Source organism: Arthrobacter sp. R3-55, from assembly GCF_054161505.1.
In genome coordinates this window covers 3,805,853-3,823,911 of the sequence record NZ_CP096423.1, presented here as the reverse complement: position 1 = coordinate 3,823,911, position 18,059 = coordinate 3,805,853, and the positions used below count along the sequence as shown (strand labels likewise).

At 61.9% G+C, this 18,059-nt stretch carries 11 protein-coding genes and 2 rRNA genes; 11 read left to right on the top strand and 2 right to left on the bottom strand.

The window, feature by feature from the left end; translation table 11 throughout:
• Nucleotides 1-536 precede the first annotated feature (536 nt).
• From M1D51_RS17460 to M1D51_RS17445, 4 genes are all read left to right on the top strand, one after another.
• Nucleotides 537-3,680 (top strand): 23S ribosomal RNA (locus M1D51_RS17460).
• Nucleotides 3,681-3,850: 170 nt separating this feature from the next.
• Nucleotides 3,851-3,967: ribosomal RNA gene (rrf, locus tag M1D51_RS17455) — 5S ribosomal RNA — on the top strand.
• A gap of 100 nt (nucleotides 3,968-4,067) precedes the next feature.
• Entirely contained in the window at nucleotides 4,068-4,562 is a 495-nt protein-coding gene (locus tag M1D51_RS17450) for an SRPBCC domain-containing protein (protein WP_458107391.1), read from the top strand.
• Between the two features lie 55 nt (nucleotides 4,563-4,617).
• The gene (locus M1D51_RS17445) at nucleotides 4,618-5,076 is read left to right on the top strand and encodes a GNAT family N-acetyltransferase (RefSeq protein WP_458109610.1); all 459 of its coding nucleotides are present in this window, start codon (nucleotides 4,618-4,620) and stop codon (nucleotides 5,074-5,076) included.
• 30 nt (nucleotides 5,077-5,106) lie between these two features.
• Here the strand turns inward: M1D51_RS17445 and M1D51_RS17440 are convergent, their stop codons facing one another.
• Together M1D51_RS17440 and M1D51_RS17435 are read right to left on the bottom strand one after the other, a co-directional pair.
• Nucleotides 5,107-6,129: a LacI family DNA-binding transcriptional regulator gene (locus M1D51_RS17440; protein ID WP_172322963.1), complete on the bottom strand. Its 1,023-nt coding sequence runs from the start codon at nucleotides 6,127-6,129 to the stop codon at nucleotides 5,107-5,109.
• A 20-nt stretch (nucleotides 6,130-6,149) separates the two neighbouring features.
• Nucleotides 6,150-7,907, bottom strand: a complete 1,758-nt coding sequence (locus tag M1D51_RS17435) for a glycoside hydrolase family 13 protein (RefSeq protein WP_458107390.1) — start codon at nucleotides 7,905-7,907, stop codon at nucleotides 6,150-6,152.
• A gap of 209 nt (nucleotides 7,908-8,116) precedes the next feature.
• Here M1D51_RS17435 and M1D51_RS17430 point away from each other — a divergent pair, with 209 nt between their 5' ends.
• From M1D51_RS17430 to M1D51_RS17400, 7 genes are all read left to right on the top strand, one after another.
• Nucleotides 8,117-9,415, top strand: a complete 1,299-nt coding sequence (locus M1D51_RS17430; RefSeq protein ID WP_172322965.1) for a sugar ABC transporter substrate-binding protein — start codon at nucleotides 8,117-8,119, stop codon at nucleotides 9,413-9,415.
• Between the two features lie 101 nt (nucleotides 9,416-9,516).
• A complete protein-coding gene (locus M1D51_RS17425; RefSeq protein WP_458107389.1) occupies nucleotides 9,517-11,190 on the top strand; it encodes an ABC transporter permease subunit in 1,674 nt (557 codons plus the stop codon).
• The gene (locus M1D51_RS17420) at nucleotides 11,190-12,122 is read left to right on the top strand and encodes a sugar ABC transporter permease (protein WP_458107388.1); all 933 of its coding nucleotides are present in this window, start codon (nucleotides 11,190-11,192) and stop codon (nucleotides 12,120-12,122) included. The genes M1D51_RS17425 and M1D51_RS17420 overlap by 1 nt, the downstream gene beginning before the upstream one ends.
• Nucleotides 12,123-12,124: 2 nt before the next feature.
• Nucleotides 12,125-14,065, top strand: coding sequence for a glycoside hydrolase family 13 protein (locus tag M1D51_RS17415; protein ID WP_458107387.1), 1,941 nt, complete (start codon nucleotides 12,125-12,127; stop codon nucleotides 14,063-14,065).
• A 110-nt stretch (nucleotides 14,066-14,175) separates the two neighbouring features.
• The gene (locus tag M1D51_RS17410) at nucleotides 14,176-15,639 is read left to right on the top strand and encodes an FAD-binding oxidoreductase (RefSeq protein WP_458107386.1); all 1,464 of its coding nucleotides are present in this window, start codon (nucleotides 14,176-14,178) and stop codon (nucleotides 15,637-15,639) included.
• 418 nt (nucleotides 15,640-16,057) lie between these two features.
• The gene (locus tag M1D51_RS17405; RefSeq protein WP_458107385.1) at nucleotides 16,058-17,440 is read left to right on the top strand and encodes an MFS transporter; all 1,383 of its coding nucleotides are present in this window, start codon (nucleotides 16,058-16,060) and stop codon (nucleotides 17,438-17,440) included.
• 99 nt (nucleotides 17,441-17,539) lie between these two features.
• Nucleotides 17,540-18,028: a pyridoxamine 5'-phosphate oxidase family protein gene (locus M1D51_RS17400; protein ID WP_458107384.1), complete on the top strand. Its 489-nt coding sequence runs from the start codon at nucleotides 17,540-17,542 to the stop codon at nucleotides 18,026-18,028.
• Nucleotides 18,029-18,059 lie beyond the last annotated feature (31 nt).

Below are 18,059 nucleotides of genomic sequence, written 5' to 3'. Positions count from 1 at the left end.
TTGCCGGTGTCCGTGCATGCGGATGGTTGGTGGTTGTCAGTGTTGCCCATTGCGCAGGCGTCTGTTCTGCGGTGGGTGCTCATGGGTGGAATATCAACGAATCAAAGTTTTTTGGCATGGCCTTTGTGGTTGTGTCCTGGTGCTAGTACGGCGGCCTGTGCTCTCCTTTTTTGGGGGGTGTGGTGTTGTTGGGAACGTGTCCGGGGCGTGGCTGGTGGGGGTTGTGTTTGGCGCACTGTTGGGTCCTGAGGCAACAGGACCTTTTTGCAGCAATGCAGGGGGGCACTTCTGGTGTTTCTTTTGTTCCTGCTTCCGGTACTTCGTCCGCTGTTGATGGCTTGCGCTTCCCTTTGTGGGGTGTGGGTTGTGGTGGGTGTGGTCTGGTTGACGGGGTTGTTGTTTGAGAACTACATAGTGGACGCGAGCATCTAGAACACACACACGCTTTGGTGTGGGTGTGTTCTTACAGCAATTTCTTATGAATGAACCTGGCCCTTGTGGTCATGGTTCTCTCGAGTAAGTTTTTGATCTTGTGTGGTCAAGTTTTTAAGGGCACACGGTGGATGCCTTGGCATTAGGAGCCGAAGAAGGACGTAGGAATCTGCGATAAGCCTGGGGGAGTTGATAACCGAGCGTTGATCCCAGGATGTCCGAATGGGGAAACCCCGCACAACGCTGCAAGGTGATTGTGTGACCCGCATCTGAACACATAGGGTGCGTGGGGGGAACGCGGGGAAGTGAAACATCTCAGTACCCGCAGGAAGAGAAAACAATAGTGATTCCGTTAGTAGTGGCGAGCGAACGCGGATCAGGCTAAACCGTTTCCATGTGTGATAGCCGGCGGGCGTTGCATGGGCGGGGTTGTGGGACTTTCCGTTCTGGTTCTGCCGGACCAGTGAGGTGATGTGCGTGCATAGGTGAACGGTCTTGAAAGGCCGGCCAGAGAGGGTGTGAGCCCCGTAACCGTAATGTTGTGTGCAGCCTGGAGAGTATCCCAAGTAGCACGGGGCCCGAGAAATCCCGTGCGAATCTGTCAGGACCACCTGATAAGCCTAAATACTTCCTAATGACCGATAGCGGACCAGTACCGTGAGGGAAAGGTGAAAAGTACCCCGGGAGGGGAGTGAAACAGTACCTGAAACCGTGTGCTTACAATCCGTCGGAGCCAGTCTGATTCTGGTGACGGCGTGCCTTTTGAAGAATGAGCCTGCGAGTTAGTGTTACGTCGCGAGGTTAACCCGTGTGGGGTAGCCGTAGCGAAAGCGAGTCTGAATAGGGCGAGTGTAGTGGCGTGATCTAGACCCGAAGCGGAGTGATCTACCCATGGCCAGGTTGAAGCGACGGTAAGACGTCGTGGAGGACCGAACCCACTTCAGTTGAAAATGGAGGGGATGAGCTGTGGGTAGGGGTGAAAGGCCAATCAAACTCCGTGATAGCTGGTTCTCCCCGAAATGCATTTAGGTGCAGCGTTGCGTGTTTCTTGCCGGAGGTAGAGCTACTGGATGGCCGATGGGCCCTACAAGGTTACTGACGTCAGCCAAACTCCGAATGCCGGTAAGTGAGAGCGCAGCAGTGAGACTGTGGGGGATAAGCTTCATAGTCGAGAGGGAAACAGCCCAGACCACCAACTAAGGCCCCTAAGCGTGTGCTAAGTGGGAAAGGATGTGGAGTTGCGAAGACAACCAGGAGGTTGGCTTAGAAGCAGCCATCCTTGAAAGAGTGCGTAATAGCTCACTGGTCAAGTGATTCCGCGCCGACAATGTAGCGGGGCTCAAGTACACCGCCGAAGTTGTGGATTTCACACATTGCCCTAGCCTTCGTGGTTCAGGGGTGTGGAGTGGTAGGGGAGCGTCGTGTGGGCAGTGAAGTCGCGGTGTAAACCAGCGGTGGAGCCTACACGAGTGAGAATGCAGGCATGAGTAGCGAAAGACGGGTGAGAAACCCGTCCGCCGAATGATCAAGGGTTCCAGGGTCAAGCTAATCTGCCCTGGGTAAGTCGGGACCTAAGGCGAGGCCGACAGGCGTAGTCGATGGACAACGGGTTGATATTCCCGTACCGGCGAAAAACCGCCCATGCCAAGCGGGGGATACTAACCGCCCGGAGCCTGCCCGCTCACCCTTGTGGTGTTGTGGGTTTTGGCCGAGCGCGGGACCTGATCCCGGGAGGTAAGCGTATTAACAGGTGTGACGCAGGAAGGTAGCCGGGCCGGGCGATGGTTGCCCCGGTCTAAGGATGTAGGGTCAGGGATAGGCAAATCCGTTCCTGTGTGCTTCGAGCACGTGCCTGAGATCTGATGGGACTCCCGTTTGGGGGGATCCGGTGATCCTATGCTGCCTAGAAAAGCATCGACGCGAGGTTTTAGCCGCCCGTACCCCAAACCGACACAGGTGATCAGGTAGAGAATACCAAGGCGATCGAGAGAATTATGGTTAAGGAACTCGGCAAAATGCCCCCGTAACTTCGGGAGAAGGGGGGCCTGCCCCGTGATGGAGACTTGCTCTCCGTGAGCGGGTGTGGGCCGCAGAGACCAGGGGGAAGCGACTGTTTACTAAAAACACAGGTCCGTGCGAAGTCGCAAGACGATGTATACGGACTGACTCCTGCCCGGTGCTGGAAGGTTAAGAGGACCGGTTAGCCCCTTGCGGGCGAAGCTGAGAATTTAAGCCCCAGTAAACGGCGGTGGTAACTATAACCATCCTAAGGTAGCGAAATTCCTTGTCGGGTAAGTTCCGACCTGCACGAATGGAGTAACGACTTCCCCGCTGTCTCAACCATAAACTCGGCGAAATTGCAGTACGAGTAAAGATGCTCGTTACGCGCAGCAGGACGGAAAGACCCCGAGACCTTTACTATAGTTTGGTATTGGTGTTCGGAGTGGCTTGTGTAGGATAGGTGGGAGACGTTGAAACCCGGACGCCAGTTCGGGTGGAGTCATCGTTGAAATACCACTCTGGTCACTTTGGACATCTAACTTCGGCCCGTGATCCGGGTCAGGGACAGTGCCTGATGGGTAGTTTAACTGGGGCGGTTGCCTCCTAAAAAGTAACGGAGGCGCCCAAAGGTTCCCTCAGCCTGGTTGGCAATCAGGTGTCGAGTGTAAGTGCACAAGGGAGCTTGACTGTGAGAGAGACATCTCAAGCAGGGACGAAAGTCGGGACTAGTGATCCGGCGGTACATTGTGGAATGGCCGTCGCTCAACGGATAAAAGGTACCTCGGGGATAACAGGCTGATCTTGCCCAAGAGTCCATATCGACGGCATGGTTTGGCACCTCGATGTCGGCTCGTCGCATCCTGGGGCTGGAGTAGGTCCCAAGGGTTGGGCTGTTCGCCCATTAAAGCGGTACGCGAGCTGGGTTTAGAACGTCGTGAGACAGTTCGGTCCCTATCCGCTGCGCGCGCAGGAAATTTGAGAAGGGCTGTCCTTAGTACGAGAGGACCGGGACGGACGAACCTCTGGTGTGTCAGTTGTACTGCCAAGTGCATCGCTGATTAGCTACGTTCGGATGGGATAACCGCTGAAAGCATCTAAGCGGGAAGCTCGCTTCAAGATGAGATTTCCATACACATTATGTGTGAGAGGCCCCCAGCCAGACCACTGGGTTGATAGGCCGGATGTGGAAGCGAGGACTAAAGACTCGTGAAGCTGACCGGTACTAATAGGCCAACAACTTACACCACACAACACACTGCACGCGTCCACTATGTGGTTCCCGAACAACAACCCGCCACGGGTTGCCGGAACCAAACAACTACATAACAACCAAGCACCACAGTTGTAACCACAGTCTTCCCACCCAGGAAAACCACACCCCCAACAGGGTTTGATGGACCGGGACGGGTAACAGAGTTACGGCGGTCATAGCGTGGGGGAAACGCCCGGTCCCATTCCGAACCCGGAAGCTAAGACCCACAGCGCCGATGGTACTGCACCCGGGAGGGTGTGGGAGAGTAGGACACCGCCGGACATAAATTAGACGAGGAGCCCCGACCACAGGTCGGGGCTTCTCGCATTTAAGCTGCCTCTTGATCCAAGCTGCGCTTCATCCGCCGGTAGAGTTGGTGGTCATGGAAAACCTCTTCAGCCACCCGGCCTCTGAACCCGAATCGTCCCGGCAGGATGGCGATGCCCTGGAGCCCCTCATCGTCACCGTTGTGGTGCCGACCACCGTTTCGCATGCTTTCCAAGGCTTCACTGATCACCCGCACCTGTGGTGGCCGCTGGAACGGGAGAGCGTCTTCGGTGCCGGTTCCCATGTTGAGTTCGAGGAGAACCTCATACTTGAGACGGCCGAGGATGGCCGCACAGCGGTGTGGGGGACTATCGACGATTGGCAGCCCCCGCTGTCCTTCCATGCCAGCTGGTACCCGGCCGGAACGCCGCTGTGGTCCACCGAGATCAGGGTGGTTTTCGGCGCAGTGGGTGAGGGTACTGAAGTTCGCCTGATCCACGATGGTTGGGAGGGTGCCGAGGATCCTGCGGCGTCCAGGGCTTCTTATGCCGAGGGCTGGCCCAAGGTGTTGGACTGCTATGTGAGGTTCATGGGCGGAGCCGTTGCCTAGGATCCGCAGGCTCCAGGCTAGTGACTGGCGTTTGTTGCGGGAGGTCCGATTGGAGATGCTCAAGGACACGCCCATGGCTTATGTTGAGAGCCTCGAGGCAGCCCGCCGGCAGACCGATACCCAGTGGCAGGAGCGCGCAGCTGCCATGTCCGGAGACAGCAGCTTTACCTTGGTAGCCGATTCAGGCCAGGACGGCAGCAAACTTTGCGCGTTGATGCGTGTAGTGCTCAAGCATCCACAGGACCCGGAGAAGCCGCTGCAGGCCATGCTGATCAGCGTTTACGTCGCTCCTGGGCATCGGGGCTTGGGCTTGGCTGACGAACTCCTCAAAGAGGCCTGCGAAGCCGCAGCCGAAGAGCTCTCGGCCGGGAGCATGGAGCTCGGAGTCCATGAAGAGAACTCAAGGGCGCTTGCCTTCTACCGTCGCCACGGCTTCGAGACGACGGGTGCCGGCAGGCCCTATCCCCAGGACACAACCAAACGCGAGTTGACCATGCAGCGCCGGCTGCCATAGCGCGTCAGTGCCGGGCACAGGGGGTCGCCCCTAGGGGGTCACTGCCCTGGGTACGGCGGTGCTTGAGCGGACCACCAGTTTGGTGGGATGTTCCGTATCTGCCGGTTCCAGGACCATGCCTTTGGTGATCGCACCCAGCAGTGTGCGGACGGCCAGTGCGCCTTGGCCTTTCGCGTCCTGGTCAATGGTGGTCAGGCCTAGGACGTTGCCCAGGTCATGGCCGTCGATCCCCATGACTGAAAGGTCATCAGGGATGCGGAGCCCAAAGTCCCGGGCAGCGAGGATGGTGCCGATGGCCATTTCGTCCGAAGCGGCGAAGACGGCAGTGGGCCTGTCAGGGGCGCTGGCGAGCAACTGTCTGGCAGCAGCGTAGGCGCCTTCAATGGTGAAGTCCGCGGAAACGATCCATTCGGGCCTGACGGGACAACCGGCGTCGTTCATTGCTTCTTCGAATCCGCTCCGACGGGTTCCGGGAAGATGGAAGTCTTGGTCGTACGCCTCGTTGCCGGTCATGTGCGCGATTTTGCTGTGCCCCAGGCCCAGCAGATGATTGGTGGCCTTCCGGGCGATCGAGGAGTCATCGATCCTGATGGTTGATGCTCCCGGCAGTGGACCGCCGATGCCCACAATTGGGCGGTGCATGGCGTGCAGCTGTTGGATTTCGGCTTCGCTCAGTTCCAGGGACACCGCAATCACCGCATCCACCCGTTTGCGCAGCAGGAAGTCATTGAAGACGCTGTGCCGGTGCTCGGTGTTTTCGCCGATGTTATAGAGGGTGAGGTCATAGCCGGCCTCGAGCAGCGCGGCCGAGGCGCCCTCGATCACCGCTGAGAAGAACCAGCGGTGGACCGAGGGCACCACCAGGCCGACGTTGTGCGTGCGCCCCGAGGCCAGGCTTGAAGCGTGATAGGAAAGCACGAAGCCCAGTTCGGCAGCAGCGGAGCGGGCACGCTCGCGGCTGGTGGGAGATACATTTCCCTTGCCGCTAAGCGCCCTTGAGACGGTGGCAACGGACAGCCCTGCGCGCTCGGCTACGTCCTTGATGCCCGTCATGCCGCTCCTTGGTGAAAAAATCAGCTGACTGTCAGCCAGATTGTCTCTCCTGAGCCTAGTTGATCCGAGGCTTGTTGATCTGAATCCGCTTGATCCGACCCCGATCCCGAGGCACTTCGGAGGATGGTTGTGCCGACCGGGATGGGCAGGGACTCGGAGCCGACGTTCATGATCACCAGCGTGTTTCCGTTGAGGTACGCCAATGAGGATCCGGTGCAGTAGTCCTCCACCCAGGCCAAGGAGCCTTCACCGAGCCGGAGCGCGGCGCGTTCAGCGAGCATGGCACGGTACAGATTAAGGTGCGACGCCGGATCGGACTCCTGCTGGTCCCTCGCCAGTGCGGGCCAGGACTCGGGCTGTGGCAGCCAGGGGTCCATGCCGCTACCGAACCCGGAGTGGGGTTCTGATGAACGCCACGGGAGCGGCACACGGCAACCGTCGCGGCCGATGCGGGCTCCGCCGGTGCGGGCAAAGGTGGGATCCTGGCGCATGTTGCCGGGAATGGTGGAGGAATCCGGCAGGCCCAGCTCTTCGCCTTGGTAAAGATAAGCGCCGCCCGGGAGTCCCAGCATGAACATGGTGGCCGCTGCAGCCCGGCGTCGTCCGAGTTCTTCATTGGGTTGGGCGTCGTCGGGGCCGATGCCGTCGCCGTCGCGGGGTCCTGGTCCGTCGTAGCCGAAGCGCGAGACATGGCGGACAACGTCGTGGTTGGACAGAACCCAGGTGCTGGGGGCTCCCACGGCGTCAAGGGACACCAGGGAGTCGGTGATGATGTGGCGGAGGCGGTTCACGTCCAGGCCGGCATGCAGGTAGGGGAAGTTGAAGGCCTGGTGCATCTCGTCGGGGCGGACCCACTGGGCCAGCCGGGGGAGCGGATCCACGTTGGCTTCGGCACAGAGGATGCGGTCCGGGCCGTACTCTTCCAGGATGGAACGCCAGCGGCGGTAGATGTCATGAAGGGCAGGCTGGCCGAACATTGGAGCGTCTTGGCCGGGGAAGCCGTCCGAGCTGTTACCGTCGGCGCGGCCGCCCCAGTTGGGAAGGCCGGCAGCCTTGACCAGGGCGTGGGCGACATCAACGCGGAAGCCCGAAATGCCGCGGTCCAGCCAGAAGCGGAGAACGCGTTCGAACTCGGCGTGAACCGCCGGGTTATCCCAATTGAAGTCAGGCTGTGAGGAATCAAAAAGGTGCAGGAACCACTGGCCCGGTTGGCCGTTCGGCTCGGTAATGCGGGTCCATGCCGGGCCGCCAAAATGGGACTGCCAGTTGTTGGGCGGTTCATTGCCGTCTGGCCCCTGGCCGTCCCGGAAGATGAACATGTCCCGCTCCGCGCTGTTCGCGCCCGCGGTGAGTGCGGCTTGGAAGGCCACGTGCTGGTCGGAGCAGTGGTTGGGAACGAGGTCTGCGATGACGCGCAGGTTGAGCCGGTTGGCCTCGGAGATCAGGGCATCAAAGTCGGCCAGGGTGCCGAACAAGGGATCGACGTCGCAGTAGTCGCTGACGTCATACCCGGCGTCCCGTTGGGGCGAGCGGTAGAAGGGCGACAGCCACACAGCGTCGACGCCTAATCCGGCCAGCTGGGGAAGCTCGGCAGTAATACCGGCCAGGTCACCGACGCCGTCGCCGTTGAGGTCGCGGAAAGAGCGCGGGTAGATCTGGTAGATCACAGCGGAACGCCACCATCCGTGCGCCATGGAGGCGTCGTGGACCGGGGTCAGATGCGTGAAGGCTGCAGTGGGCTCATGGGTCGCAACCGAGAGCATTGAATCAACGGACATGAACACATCGTAAGAGAGTTTCCTGGAAATTGTAAACGTTTCCAGTCCTAAGGGTGCTGTCTTTGGGGGTTTGGGATGATGCAGGCTTCCCAAATCAGCAATTGGACCTGTAGTCTGTGGAAGCGCTTGCAGTTGTGAGCCATATCACCGGCGTTTGAGCGGGCCTGGAGCCCTTCGCGTCGAAGCAGAAAAGAACGAAAGGGACACCAATGAAGGTGCACAATACCCTCGCGACTCAGACCACCCGGCGTATTTTCGCCACTGGGGCGATCTCCGTGGCCGCAGCCTTGGCGCTGAGCGCCTGCGGTGGAAGCGCCTCCACTGCACCCACCTCGGAAGCAGCCAAGCCGGACCTCAAAGCGGCAGGCGCAGGCGTCATCACCATGTGGGTGGACGCCGAGCGGTCGCCGGCGTTGAAGGACATTACCGAGAAATTCAAGTCGGACACCGGCATCGAAGTGAAGCTGGTAGTCAAGGACTTCGCCGCCGTACGTGACGACTTCATTACGCAGGTACCCACCGGGCAGGGCCCGGATTTGATCGTTGGACCCCACGACTGGATTGGAAAGTTCGTCCAGAACGGCGTCATCGCCCCCGTGGAACTGGGTGACAAGGCCGGACAGTTCCAGGACTCCTCCATCAAGGCGATGACCTACAACGGCGCCGTCTACGGCGTCCCGTATGCCATTGAGAACATTGCCTTGCTGCGCAACACCAGCATCGTGGACAGCAAAGCTTCCACGTTGGACGAGGTAGTGGCCAACGGCAAGAAGGCAGTGGCAGAAGGCAAAGCCACGTTCCCGTTCCTGGTGGGAATGGACCCGAAACAGGGCGATCCGTACCACCTTTACCCGCTGCAGTCCTCCATGGGATCGCAGGTCTTCGGTAAGAACGCCGACGGCGGATACGACGCCAAGCAGCTCCTCATCGGTGACGCTGCCGGCGTCGAATTCGCTAAGAAGTTGGCTGCATGGGGTGATGCAGGCGAGAAGATCATCAACTCCAACATCACCGGCGACATCGCCAAGGAGAAGTTCATTGCGGGCGAATCCCCCTACTTCCTGACAGGCCCGTGGAACGTTCCGGATGTCCAGAAGAAGGGCATCAAGTTCGCCGTAGATGAGCTGCCCACGGCCGGCGGTGAACCCGCGCAGCCTTTCATCGGCGTCAATGGCTTCTTCATCAGCGCCAAGAGCGCCAACGCCCTGGCCACCAACGAGTTCGTCACCAATTACCTCACCTCGGAATCGGCGCAGGACTCCATGTACACGGCAGGCGGACGCCCGCCTGCCCTCAAAGCATCGTTTGAAAAAGCCGCCAGCGATCCCGTGGTCGCGGCCTTCGGCAAGATCGGTTCCACCGGCGTTCCCATGCCCGCCATCCCGGAAATGAGTGCGGTTTGGGCTGACTGGGGAGCTACGGAGCTCGCCATCATCAAGGGCCAGGGCGATCCCGCTGAAGCCTGGACCAAGATGGCCGACAGCATCAAGTCCAAGATCGGCGGCTGAGACCGCAACCGGACCACTCCACCGGTCTGCCCAAGGCCGGGCGGCACCCCACCGCCCGGCCTTGCCTGCCTGCCGCCAACCGCTTCACCCAAGGACCCACCATGCCCAAACCAGATCTCCGCGAACTGCCCGCCCCTGGCGGCCAACCGACTCCGGTTGAGCCATCCGGCACCGGCGCTCGCTCCGGCGGCACCACCCGCACCAACGGCACACTGCGCCCCGCCAAGCCCATACGCCATCCCGATTCCCTGAAGGGCACCATCCTCAAGGTTGTCCTGCTGGGACTTGTGGATGCTTTCGCGGTCTATGTCCTGATGATGCTTTTCCTCAGCCAATCGTGGGCTGCGCTGGCGGTGTCTGCGCTGGTGGTGCTGGCCATCAACTGGATCTATCTCCGCAAGGGCGGGCTGCCGGCCAAGTACTTGGCGCCCGGGGTGCTGTTCCTGCTGGTGTTCCAGGTCCTGGTGGTGGTCTTCAGCGGCTACATTGCGTTCACCAACTATGGCGATGGGCACAACAGCACCAAGGAAGATGCCATTTCGGCCATCCAACTCACAGCCCAGAAACGCGTCCCGGACTCTCCTGCCTATAAGGCAGCCGTCCTGACCAAGGGCAACGACTTCTACATGCTGTTTACCGATCCTGCCGGAAAGGCCCAGGTTGGCAGCACGGAACAGCCGCTCACCGATGCCCCGGACGCCGGCAAGGACTCAACGGGCAAAGCGAACTCCCTGCCGGGCTACCAGACGCTGAAGTTCCAGGAGATCGTGGCCAACCAGCAGGAGATCCTGAAGATCACGGTCCCCGTCTCAGCTGATCCCGCCGATGGAACCTTGCGCACAGCCGACGGCAGCACCGCATATCAATTCAAGCCGGCATTGAACTACGACGCCGCCACTGACACGTTCACGGACACGGACACCGGGACCGAGTACCGGGACAACGGCAAGGGCGCGTTCGCCGACTCCAAGGGAGAGACCTTGGCAACAGGCTGGAAGATTGACGTGGGCATGGACAACTTCGTCCGGGCGTTCACGGATCCCAGCCTCCGTGGCCCGCTCCTGGGCGTCATCCTGTGGACGTTCACCTTCTCCATCGCCTCTGTTGCTTTGACCTTCGTGATGGGCCTGTTCCTGGCCACCACGTTCAACCGCGAGGACCTTCGCGGCAAGAAGGCCTACCGGATCCTGATGATCCTGCCGTACGCCTTCCCTGCATTCCTATCCGGCTTGGTGTGGTCCGGAATCCTGAACCCCGAGTTCGGCTGGCTGAACCAGACACTGTTGGGCGGCGCGAACATCGGCTGGCTGACAGACCCCGTCCTGGCCAAGATCAGTGTGCTGGTGGTCAACGTGTGGCTCGGCTTCCCTTACATGTTCCTGGTCTGTACCGGCGCCCTGCAATCACTTCCCTCTGAAATAGACGAGGCAGCGCGGATGGATGGTGCCTCTGCCTGGCGGGTATTCCGTTCCATCAAGTTGCCGCTGCTCCTGGTGTCGGTGGCGCCGCTGCTGATCTCGTCCTTCGCCTTCAACTTCAACAACTTCAACGTCATCTACATGTTGACCGGCGGTGGGCCGCGCTTCGCGGACACGGACCGGGACATTGGATCCACGGACATCCTGATCACGCTGGTGTACAAAGTGGCGTTCGGCCAAGGCACAGGGCGCGATTACGGCCTGGCCAGCGCGCTCGCCATCATCATCTTCATCATTGTGGCCACTATCTCGGCCGTCAGCTTCAAGCAGACCAAAGCACTCGAGGACGTGAACTGATGAGCGTACGCACATTCGCCGCAGGCAAGGAAACAACGTTCGACGACGACCCCTCGCCCTTGGTGCCCAAGCGGCGTCCGTTCGGGGTCTGGTTCAAGGACAAAGGCTGGCGGCACGTCGTGGGAATCGTCACCACGATCTTCGCGGTGTTCCCGCTCCTCTACGTCCTGTCCGCTGCCCTGGATTCCAACGGCACCCTGGTGGGTTCCAACGGGCTGTTCACCAGGTTCGACACCGGAAACTTCGTGGCACTCTTCAGCGACCCCACCCGGCCCTTCGGCCGGTGGTTCGTGAACACGCTGATAGTTGGCACGGTAACTTCGGCTGCCACCGTATTCCTCGGCGCCATGGCCGCCTATGCGTTCTCCCGCATGCGCTTCAAAGGCCGCCGGATGGGTCTTTTGACGCTCCTGCTGCTGCAGATGTTCCCGCAGCTGCTGGCCGTCGTCGCGATCTTCCTGCTCCTCAGTGGAATCTCCCAAGTGATTCCCGCGCTGGGGCTGGGCAGCCAGCTGGGCCTCATCATGGTCTACCTTGGCGGTGCGCTGGGCGTGAACACCTACCTCATGTACGGGTTCTTCAACACTGTTCCGCAGTCGCTGGATGAAGCGGCGAAGATTGACGGCGCCAGCCATGTGCAAATCTTCTTCGGCATCATCCTGCGCCTGGTAACGCCCATCCTGGCCGTGGTGGGGCTGCTTGCCTTCATTGGCATCTCCAGCGAATTCGTGATTGCCAGCGTGGTGCTGACCGACCCCGACAGCCAGACACTCGCCGTCGGCCTTTACTCCTATGTAGCCCAGCAGCGCTCCGAGAACTGGGGCGTCTTCGCCGCCGGCGCAGTGATCGCGGCAATCCCGGTCATGGCGCTGTTCCTCTTCCTGCAGAAGTACATCGTCAGCGGGCTGACCGCCGGCTCTGTGAAAGGCTGAGAATGCCCATCGTCCTTCCGCACCATGACGGCTCGACGCTCTTCGTATCCACCCCTGAACCCGGACCCGTGTCCCTTGGCGATACCGTCAGGCTCCGCATCCGTGTCCCGCAGGGGTGGGGACCGGCGTCGAAAGTGTGGGTCCGTTCCATCCAGGACGGCGAGCCCCGCTACGACGCCGCCATCCGGCTCGGCTCCGCCGACGGCTGGGACTGGTGGGAAGCGGCGATGCTGGTGGCCAACCCCGTGGCCAAGTACCGGTTCCTGCTGGAAGTTATTGAAACGCACGACGGCGCCGCTGCCGCCGGCCCGGTTGTTGGTGCCGCTTCCAGTACCGGGCGGCGCTACTGGAACCTCAATGCCCAAGGCTTGTTCGGCCGGGATGTCTCAGATGCGGCGGACTTCAGGCTGACCGCTTTTGTCCCGGCCCCGGAGTGGCTGCGGAAGGGCACCATGTACCAAGTGTTCCCGGACCGGTTCGCGCGGTCCGCCCAAGCCGACGGCCATCCCACTCCCGATTGGGCCATCGCATGCGCGTGGAACGAACCGGTGGTGGGGACGGGGGCAGGAGCATCCACCCAGTTCTATGGGGGAGACCTGCCAGGTGTCACTGGAAAACTGGACCACCTGCAGGCTTTGGGCGTCGATGTCCTTTACCTGACGCCCTTCTTTCCGGCGCGATCCAACCACCGCTATGACGCGTCCACCTTTGATTCGGTGGATCCGCTCCTGGGCGGGGACCAGGCTTTGGTGGACCTGGTGGAAGCCGCGCACTCCCGGGGCATCCGCGTGATGGGGGACCTCACCGCGAACCACTCGGGCGCGGCTCACGAGTGGTTCGTCAAAGCGCTCGCCGACCCTGGATCCGAGGAAGCCGGGTACTACTACTTCAGCCCGGATCACTCCAGCTACGAGTCCTGGTGGGGTGTGCCGTCCCTGCCGAAATTCAACTGGTCCTCGGCAGCCCTCCGCCGACGCTTCATTACGGACGAAGACTCCGTGGTGGCCCGCTGGCTGAAGCCGCCGTTCAACCTGGACGGCTGGAGGATCGACGTCGGCAACATGACCGGACGCCTTGGGGCTGTGGACCTGAACCATGAGGTTGCCGGACTCATCGCGGAGCGGGTGCGGGAGGTCAACCCCAACGCGGCCCTCCTGGCTGAGTCCACCTCCGATGCCGCGGCCGATGTCACCGGGGAACACTGGCAGGGTGCCATGACCTACTCCAACCTCACCCGTCCGCTCTGGTCCTGGCTGGCCAAGGACGCTCCCAACGTCAACTTCTTCGGCTCGCCGCAGAGCGGACCCAACAGGATCCCCGCTGAAGACTTCCTCGCGACACACCAGGACCTCACTGCGGGATTTAGCTGGGCTGTGCGACAAAACAATATGAACGCCCTGAACACGCACGACACTGCGCGGGCAGCCACTGTCATGGTCGACGGCGGCCCGGAAGTGGGTGCTGTTCTCACCTTTTGCCTGCCAGGAGTTCCGGTGATGTTTGCCGGTGACGAGTTTGGTTTTGAAGGGTACAACGGAGAGGACTCACGGACGCCCATGCCGTGGGTTGGCAATGACCTCGTGGTCAAGGACCTACGCTCCACCTACTCACGGCTTACCGGGCTCCGCAGGGACCTGCCGGCACTGACCGAGGGTGGGGTGCGATGGCTACACGCCGCGGGCGATGCCATGGTGTTCGTCCGGGAAACGTCAGAGTCGTCAGTGCTGGTGTTTGTCGCCAGGAATACTGCCGAGGTGGTCCTCGACCATGCCGCTCTGGGCGATGCCCAGCGTGCAGCACTGCTGGCCGCGCCACTGCACCGGAGCGGAAAGGTGACATCGGCCCCTGCCGGGCCATCCGGCGTCGACGGTGTGCTCCTGCGGGCTGAAGGCATCTCTGCGGGAGTCTGGGCAATGCCCGGGACCACAGTACCGGGCCTTTGAACCGGGCAACTTCAACCGGGCCACGCTGCTCTGGCTAGACTGTGAGCACTGAAAACGCTGCGAAGACTGCCGGTTTGGCGTGTCCGCGGCGCTCATGTGGAGGTAGTGCTTTGTCGGACGAAACGGCCGTGGCCGGTACATCAGAGGAACGCATCAAGGACCGCACGGTCGGGCATGCCGAAGAGGGCCGGCACACTGCCGGGCAGCGAGTGTTCCTGCAGGAGTTGTCGGACGGGCTCCGCTCCGGCCAAATAGCCGGTGACGAAGAAACCCGCACCGTCTACTCCATCGATCAAGGACCGACGCTGGAGAGGCATCTTCCCCTGGCCGTCGTCTGGGCCGAGTCCGTGGAAGATGTGCAACACATCGTCCGTACCTGCGCTGCCCATCAGGTACCGATTGTCGCCCGCGGCGCGGGCACCGGCGTTTCCGGCGGTGCGCACGCTACCCAGGGCTGCATCGTGCTGGGACTCGAAAGGATGAACCGCATCCTGGACCTCAACCCCGATGACGAGACCGCCGTCGTCGAACCCGGGGTCATCAACGCCGACCTCAACGCCGCAGCCGCCCGGCACGGCCTGATGTACGCGCCGGACCCGGCAAGCTACAAAATGTCCACCATCGGCGGCAACGTGGCCACCAATGCCGGGGGCCTGCGGTGCGCCAAATACGGTGTGACCCGTGATTCCGTGCTTGCCCTGGACGTGGTGATGGCTGACGGTTCGCTCATGCACACCGGCCACCAAACCTTCAAAGGGGTAGCAGGGTACGACCTCACCGCACTGCTGGTGGGCTCCGAAGGCACACTGGGAATCGTGGTGGGCGTGACCGTCCGGCTGAAATACCTGCCCCGCGAAGTCCACACCATCGCCGCGTTCTACCAGGACTTCCGCAGCGCCGCCGCCGGAGTGCTCGCCGTCGGCCGTGCCCGCGTCCAGCCTGCCATCATGGAACTGCTGGACAACGGCACCCTGGTCCAGCTCGACGAACTCCACGGCGGCGACCTCCAAAAGCGCGGCAAATCCCTGTTGCTCATCCAGACAGACGGCTTCGGCGCTGCTGCAGAGGCCGACGTCGTCCGGCAAGTACTCGCCGACGGCGGCGCCACCGTGACCACTGAGGCCAGCGCCGAAGCCGAAATGCTCGTGGAACTAAGGCGCAACAGCCGCGGCGTCGAGGTGGACGACGAATTCAGGGTGGGCGAAGACATTGCAGTCCCGCGCTCCCGGCTGGTCGATTTCGTGGCCGAACTCGAAGCCATGGCCGCACGGTTCCAGGTACGCCTCAAAGTGGTGGCCCACGCAGGCGACGGAAACCTGCACCCCACGTTCTGGATGGACCGCGTAGATCCAGCCACCGATGCCGACGCCCTGGTTCGCCTCAACGCTGCACTCGATGAGTCCATCCGGGTGGGCCTGGACATGGGCGGGACCATCACAGGTGAGCACGGTGTGGGCCAATACAAGCTGCGCTGGCTGGGGTTGGAGCAGCCGGAACCCGTGCGTGAGCTGCAGCGGCGGATCAAGGAGTTGTTCGATCCGCAGGGGATCCTCAACCCGGGGAAGGCCATCTAAGGATAGGCCCGTCCCGCAGGCCCGTCCCGCAGGGCCGTCCCGCAGGCCCGTCCCGCAGGCCCGTCCCGCAGGCCCGTCCCGCGGGGCCATCACGCAGGCCCGTCCCGCATGGCCGGAACGCTCGGCGCGCTCGGTCGTTCCTCCCTTAGACGCGCGCTGCCGCGTTCCGGCCCTGCGGGACGCTCTCTCACATCCCGGGTTGGTTTGGGGGACGCTCTATCACTTCCCGGGGTGGTTTGGTCGGACGCTCTCTCATGTTTGCGGGCTATTGGGGGCTACCCCCGGGCTTCCTTGGTATTCCAAAGTTATCGAGCGTGGATCACTGTTGTGTATCGCTGCCTTATTTGGCCGCATTTACTTTCTCCTGTTCTCCTCATAGGCTTACTTGGTATACCAAAGCTGCTATGAGGGGAATGACGTGCGCGAGAAGCGGCAGGATGGCGCTGAACTGGGTCCGAGGTTGACAACGGGGTTGGTTTTGCTTGCGCTGGTGATGGTGTCGGTCAATCTTCGACCCGCCATCACCACTATTGCAGGAGTCATGAACCAGGTGCCGGTGGTCTTCGGGCTCGATGCCGCTCTGCTGCCCCTGCTGGGAACGTTGCCGGTGCTGGCCTTTGGGGTTTCAGGCCCCATTGGGCCATGGCTGGCCAGGCGCCTGGGTACCGGACGGGCCGTTGCCCTTGCATTGGTGGTCCTGGCCTTGGCGCTGATTGTCCGTGTGCTGGTCCCGGCCCTTCTCCTCCCGGGAACCTTCCTTGCCGGCATGGCCATCATGAGTGCCAGCGTATTGGTACCGCAGATAGTCAAAGCAAACCGGGGCACGGGATGGTGGACAGGACTGTGCACCATGGGATTCGGGTTGGGTGCAGCCCTTGGTGCCGGACTGGTCCAGCCACTGCAGCACCTCCTCGGTGGCAGCCTGCCCTGGGCTTTGGCAGTATGGGCGCTGCCCGCCCTCCTGGGTGCCCTCCTCATCCAACGTTCAGGAAGCGCTACGGCGGCAGGTTCCACGGCGGCAGGTTCCTCGACGCCAGGTGCCAATGTGGCAGGTACCCCAGCGGAAGGTGCCAACCGCGCGGCGGCCGGGGACACGGCGTCGTCGGCTGTCACCACGAAGCCGGGCCACACCGAGCCTGTCCTCACTGAGCCGGCGCTGCCCCTGGCGCCGGAGTTGCCCCTCAGGAAGCAGCGCACCGCTTGGGCGGTGACGGCGTTTTTTGGCCTTCAAGCAATGCTGTACTTCGCCATCACTTCCTGGCTGGCGGTGTATCTAGTGTCCCGGGGAATTCCGGCTGCAGAGTCGGCCGCCCTGCTCGCGTGGTTCAGCCTCGCAGGGCTGCCGGCCAGTTTGCTGGCTCCTGTCCTCGCAGGCAGGCCCGGCATTTTGAGGATCATGGCGCCGGGGCTCGGGCTGTCGGTGGCGCTTGCCTTGATGGGCGTATTGGCAGCGCCGGCTGAAGTGCAATTCCTCATGGTCGGGATCCTCGGGGTAGTCCAGAGCGCAGGCTTCGGACTCGCCATGGCCCTGGTGGTGATCCGCTCGGCCGGACCCCAATCGGCAGGACGGCTCTCCGCCATGAGCCAGGGGATCGGATTCGCCGTGGCATCGCTCGGCCCGCTGGGAGCGGGATTGCTGCACACCATGACCGGTGGTTGGGAAGTGACGTTCCTGGCGCTCGCCGCTGAAGCCGTGGTGCTGGCCATCGCCGGGTTCCTCGCCATCCGTGGGCCCCTGGTCAGTGTTGGGCGGGCACCGGCACCAGCTGACCTTGCGTCCAAACACAGCTTGGTTCGGTAGCCCTACCCATCCAGCATGTCCTGCCCTGTCCGGGCGCACCTACCCATCCGGGATGCCCTGCCCTGTCCGGGCGCACCTGCGCGGCGTATCCTCGGCGGTATGACGAACTCACCATCGGGGACCGATCAGCCAGGCACGCCCGCCACCGAAATTTTGGAAACCAACGAATGCTGGGAGCTCCTCAGGGGTGTCTCCGTAGGCAGGCTTGCAGTTGTAGTGGATGACCACCCGGACATCTTCCCCGTAAATTACAAGGTGGACCACGGGACCATGGTGTTCCGGACGGGAGAAGGCACCAAGCTCCATGCTGCCCTCAGCGATGCTCCCGTAGCCATTGAGGCTGATGGCGTTAATCCGGAGACCGGTGTGGCATGGAGTGTGGTGGTCAAAGGCCAGGCTTCCGCTGTGAAGCTGACCCAGGACGTACTGGACACCGTGGGGCTGCTCCTTTTCCCCTGGGAGGCCGGACAAAAGGACCAGTTCATCCGCATCACACCCAGTGCGGTGACGGGCCGCCGTTTCACAGTGACGCCGCCAGTCACGTGGTGGACGCCGCTGGATGATGCGCCCACGGCGCGGAGTGAGTAACTCTTAACGCCGAAACCCGCCCTTGTCCGAT

Bases quoted from the DNA above. Each gene is read 5' to 3' on its own strand.
- M1D51_RS17450 (WP_458107391.1), top strand. From the start codon at position 4,068: ATGGAAAACCTCTTCAGCCACCCGGCCTCTGAACCCGAATCGTCCCGG.
- M1D51_RS17445 (WP_458109610.1), top strand. From the start codon at position 4,618: ATGCTCAAGGACACGCCCATGGCTTATGTTGAGAGCCTCGAGGCAGCC.
- M1D51_RS17440 (WP_172322963.1), bottom strand. From the start codon at position 6,129: ATGACGGGCATCAAGGACGTAGCCGAGCGCGCAGGGCTGTCCGTTGCC.
- M1D51_RS17435 (WP_458107390.1), bottom strand. From the start codon at position 7,907: ATGTCCGTTGATTCAATGCTCTCGGTTGCGACCCATGAGCCCACTGCA.
- M1D51_RS17430 (WP_172322965.1), top strand. From the start codon at position 8,117: ATGAAGGTGCACAATACCCTCGCGACTCAGACCACCCGGCGTATTTTC.
- M1D51_RS17425 (WP_458107389.1), top strand. From the start codon at position 9,517: ATGCCCAAACCAGATCTCCGCGAACTGCCCGCCCCTGGCGGCCAACCG.
- M1D51_RS17420 (WP_458107388.1), top strand. From the start codon at position 11,190: ATGAGCGTACGCACATTCGCCGCAGGCAAGGAAACAACGTTCGACGAC.
- M1D51_RS17415 (WP_458107387.1), top strand. From the start codon at position 12,125: ATGCCCATCGTCCTTCCGCACCATGACGGCTCGACGCTCTTCGTATCC.
- M1D51_RS17400 (WP_458107384.1), top strand. From the start codon at position 17,540: ATGACGAACTCACCATCGGGGACCGATCAGCCAGGCACGCCCGCCACC.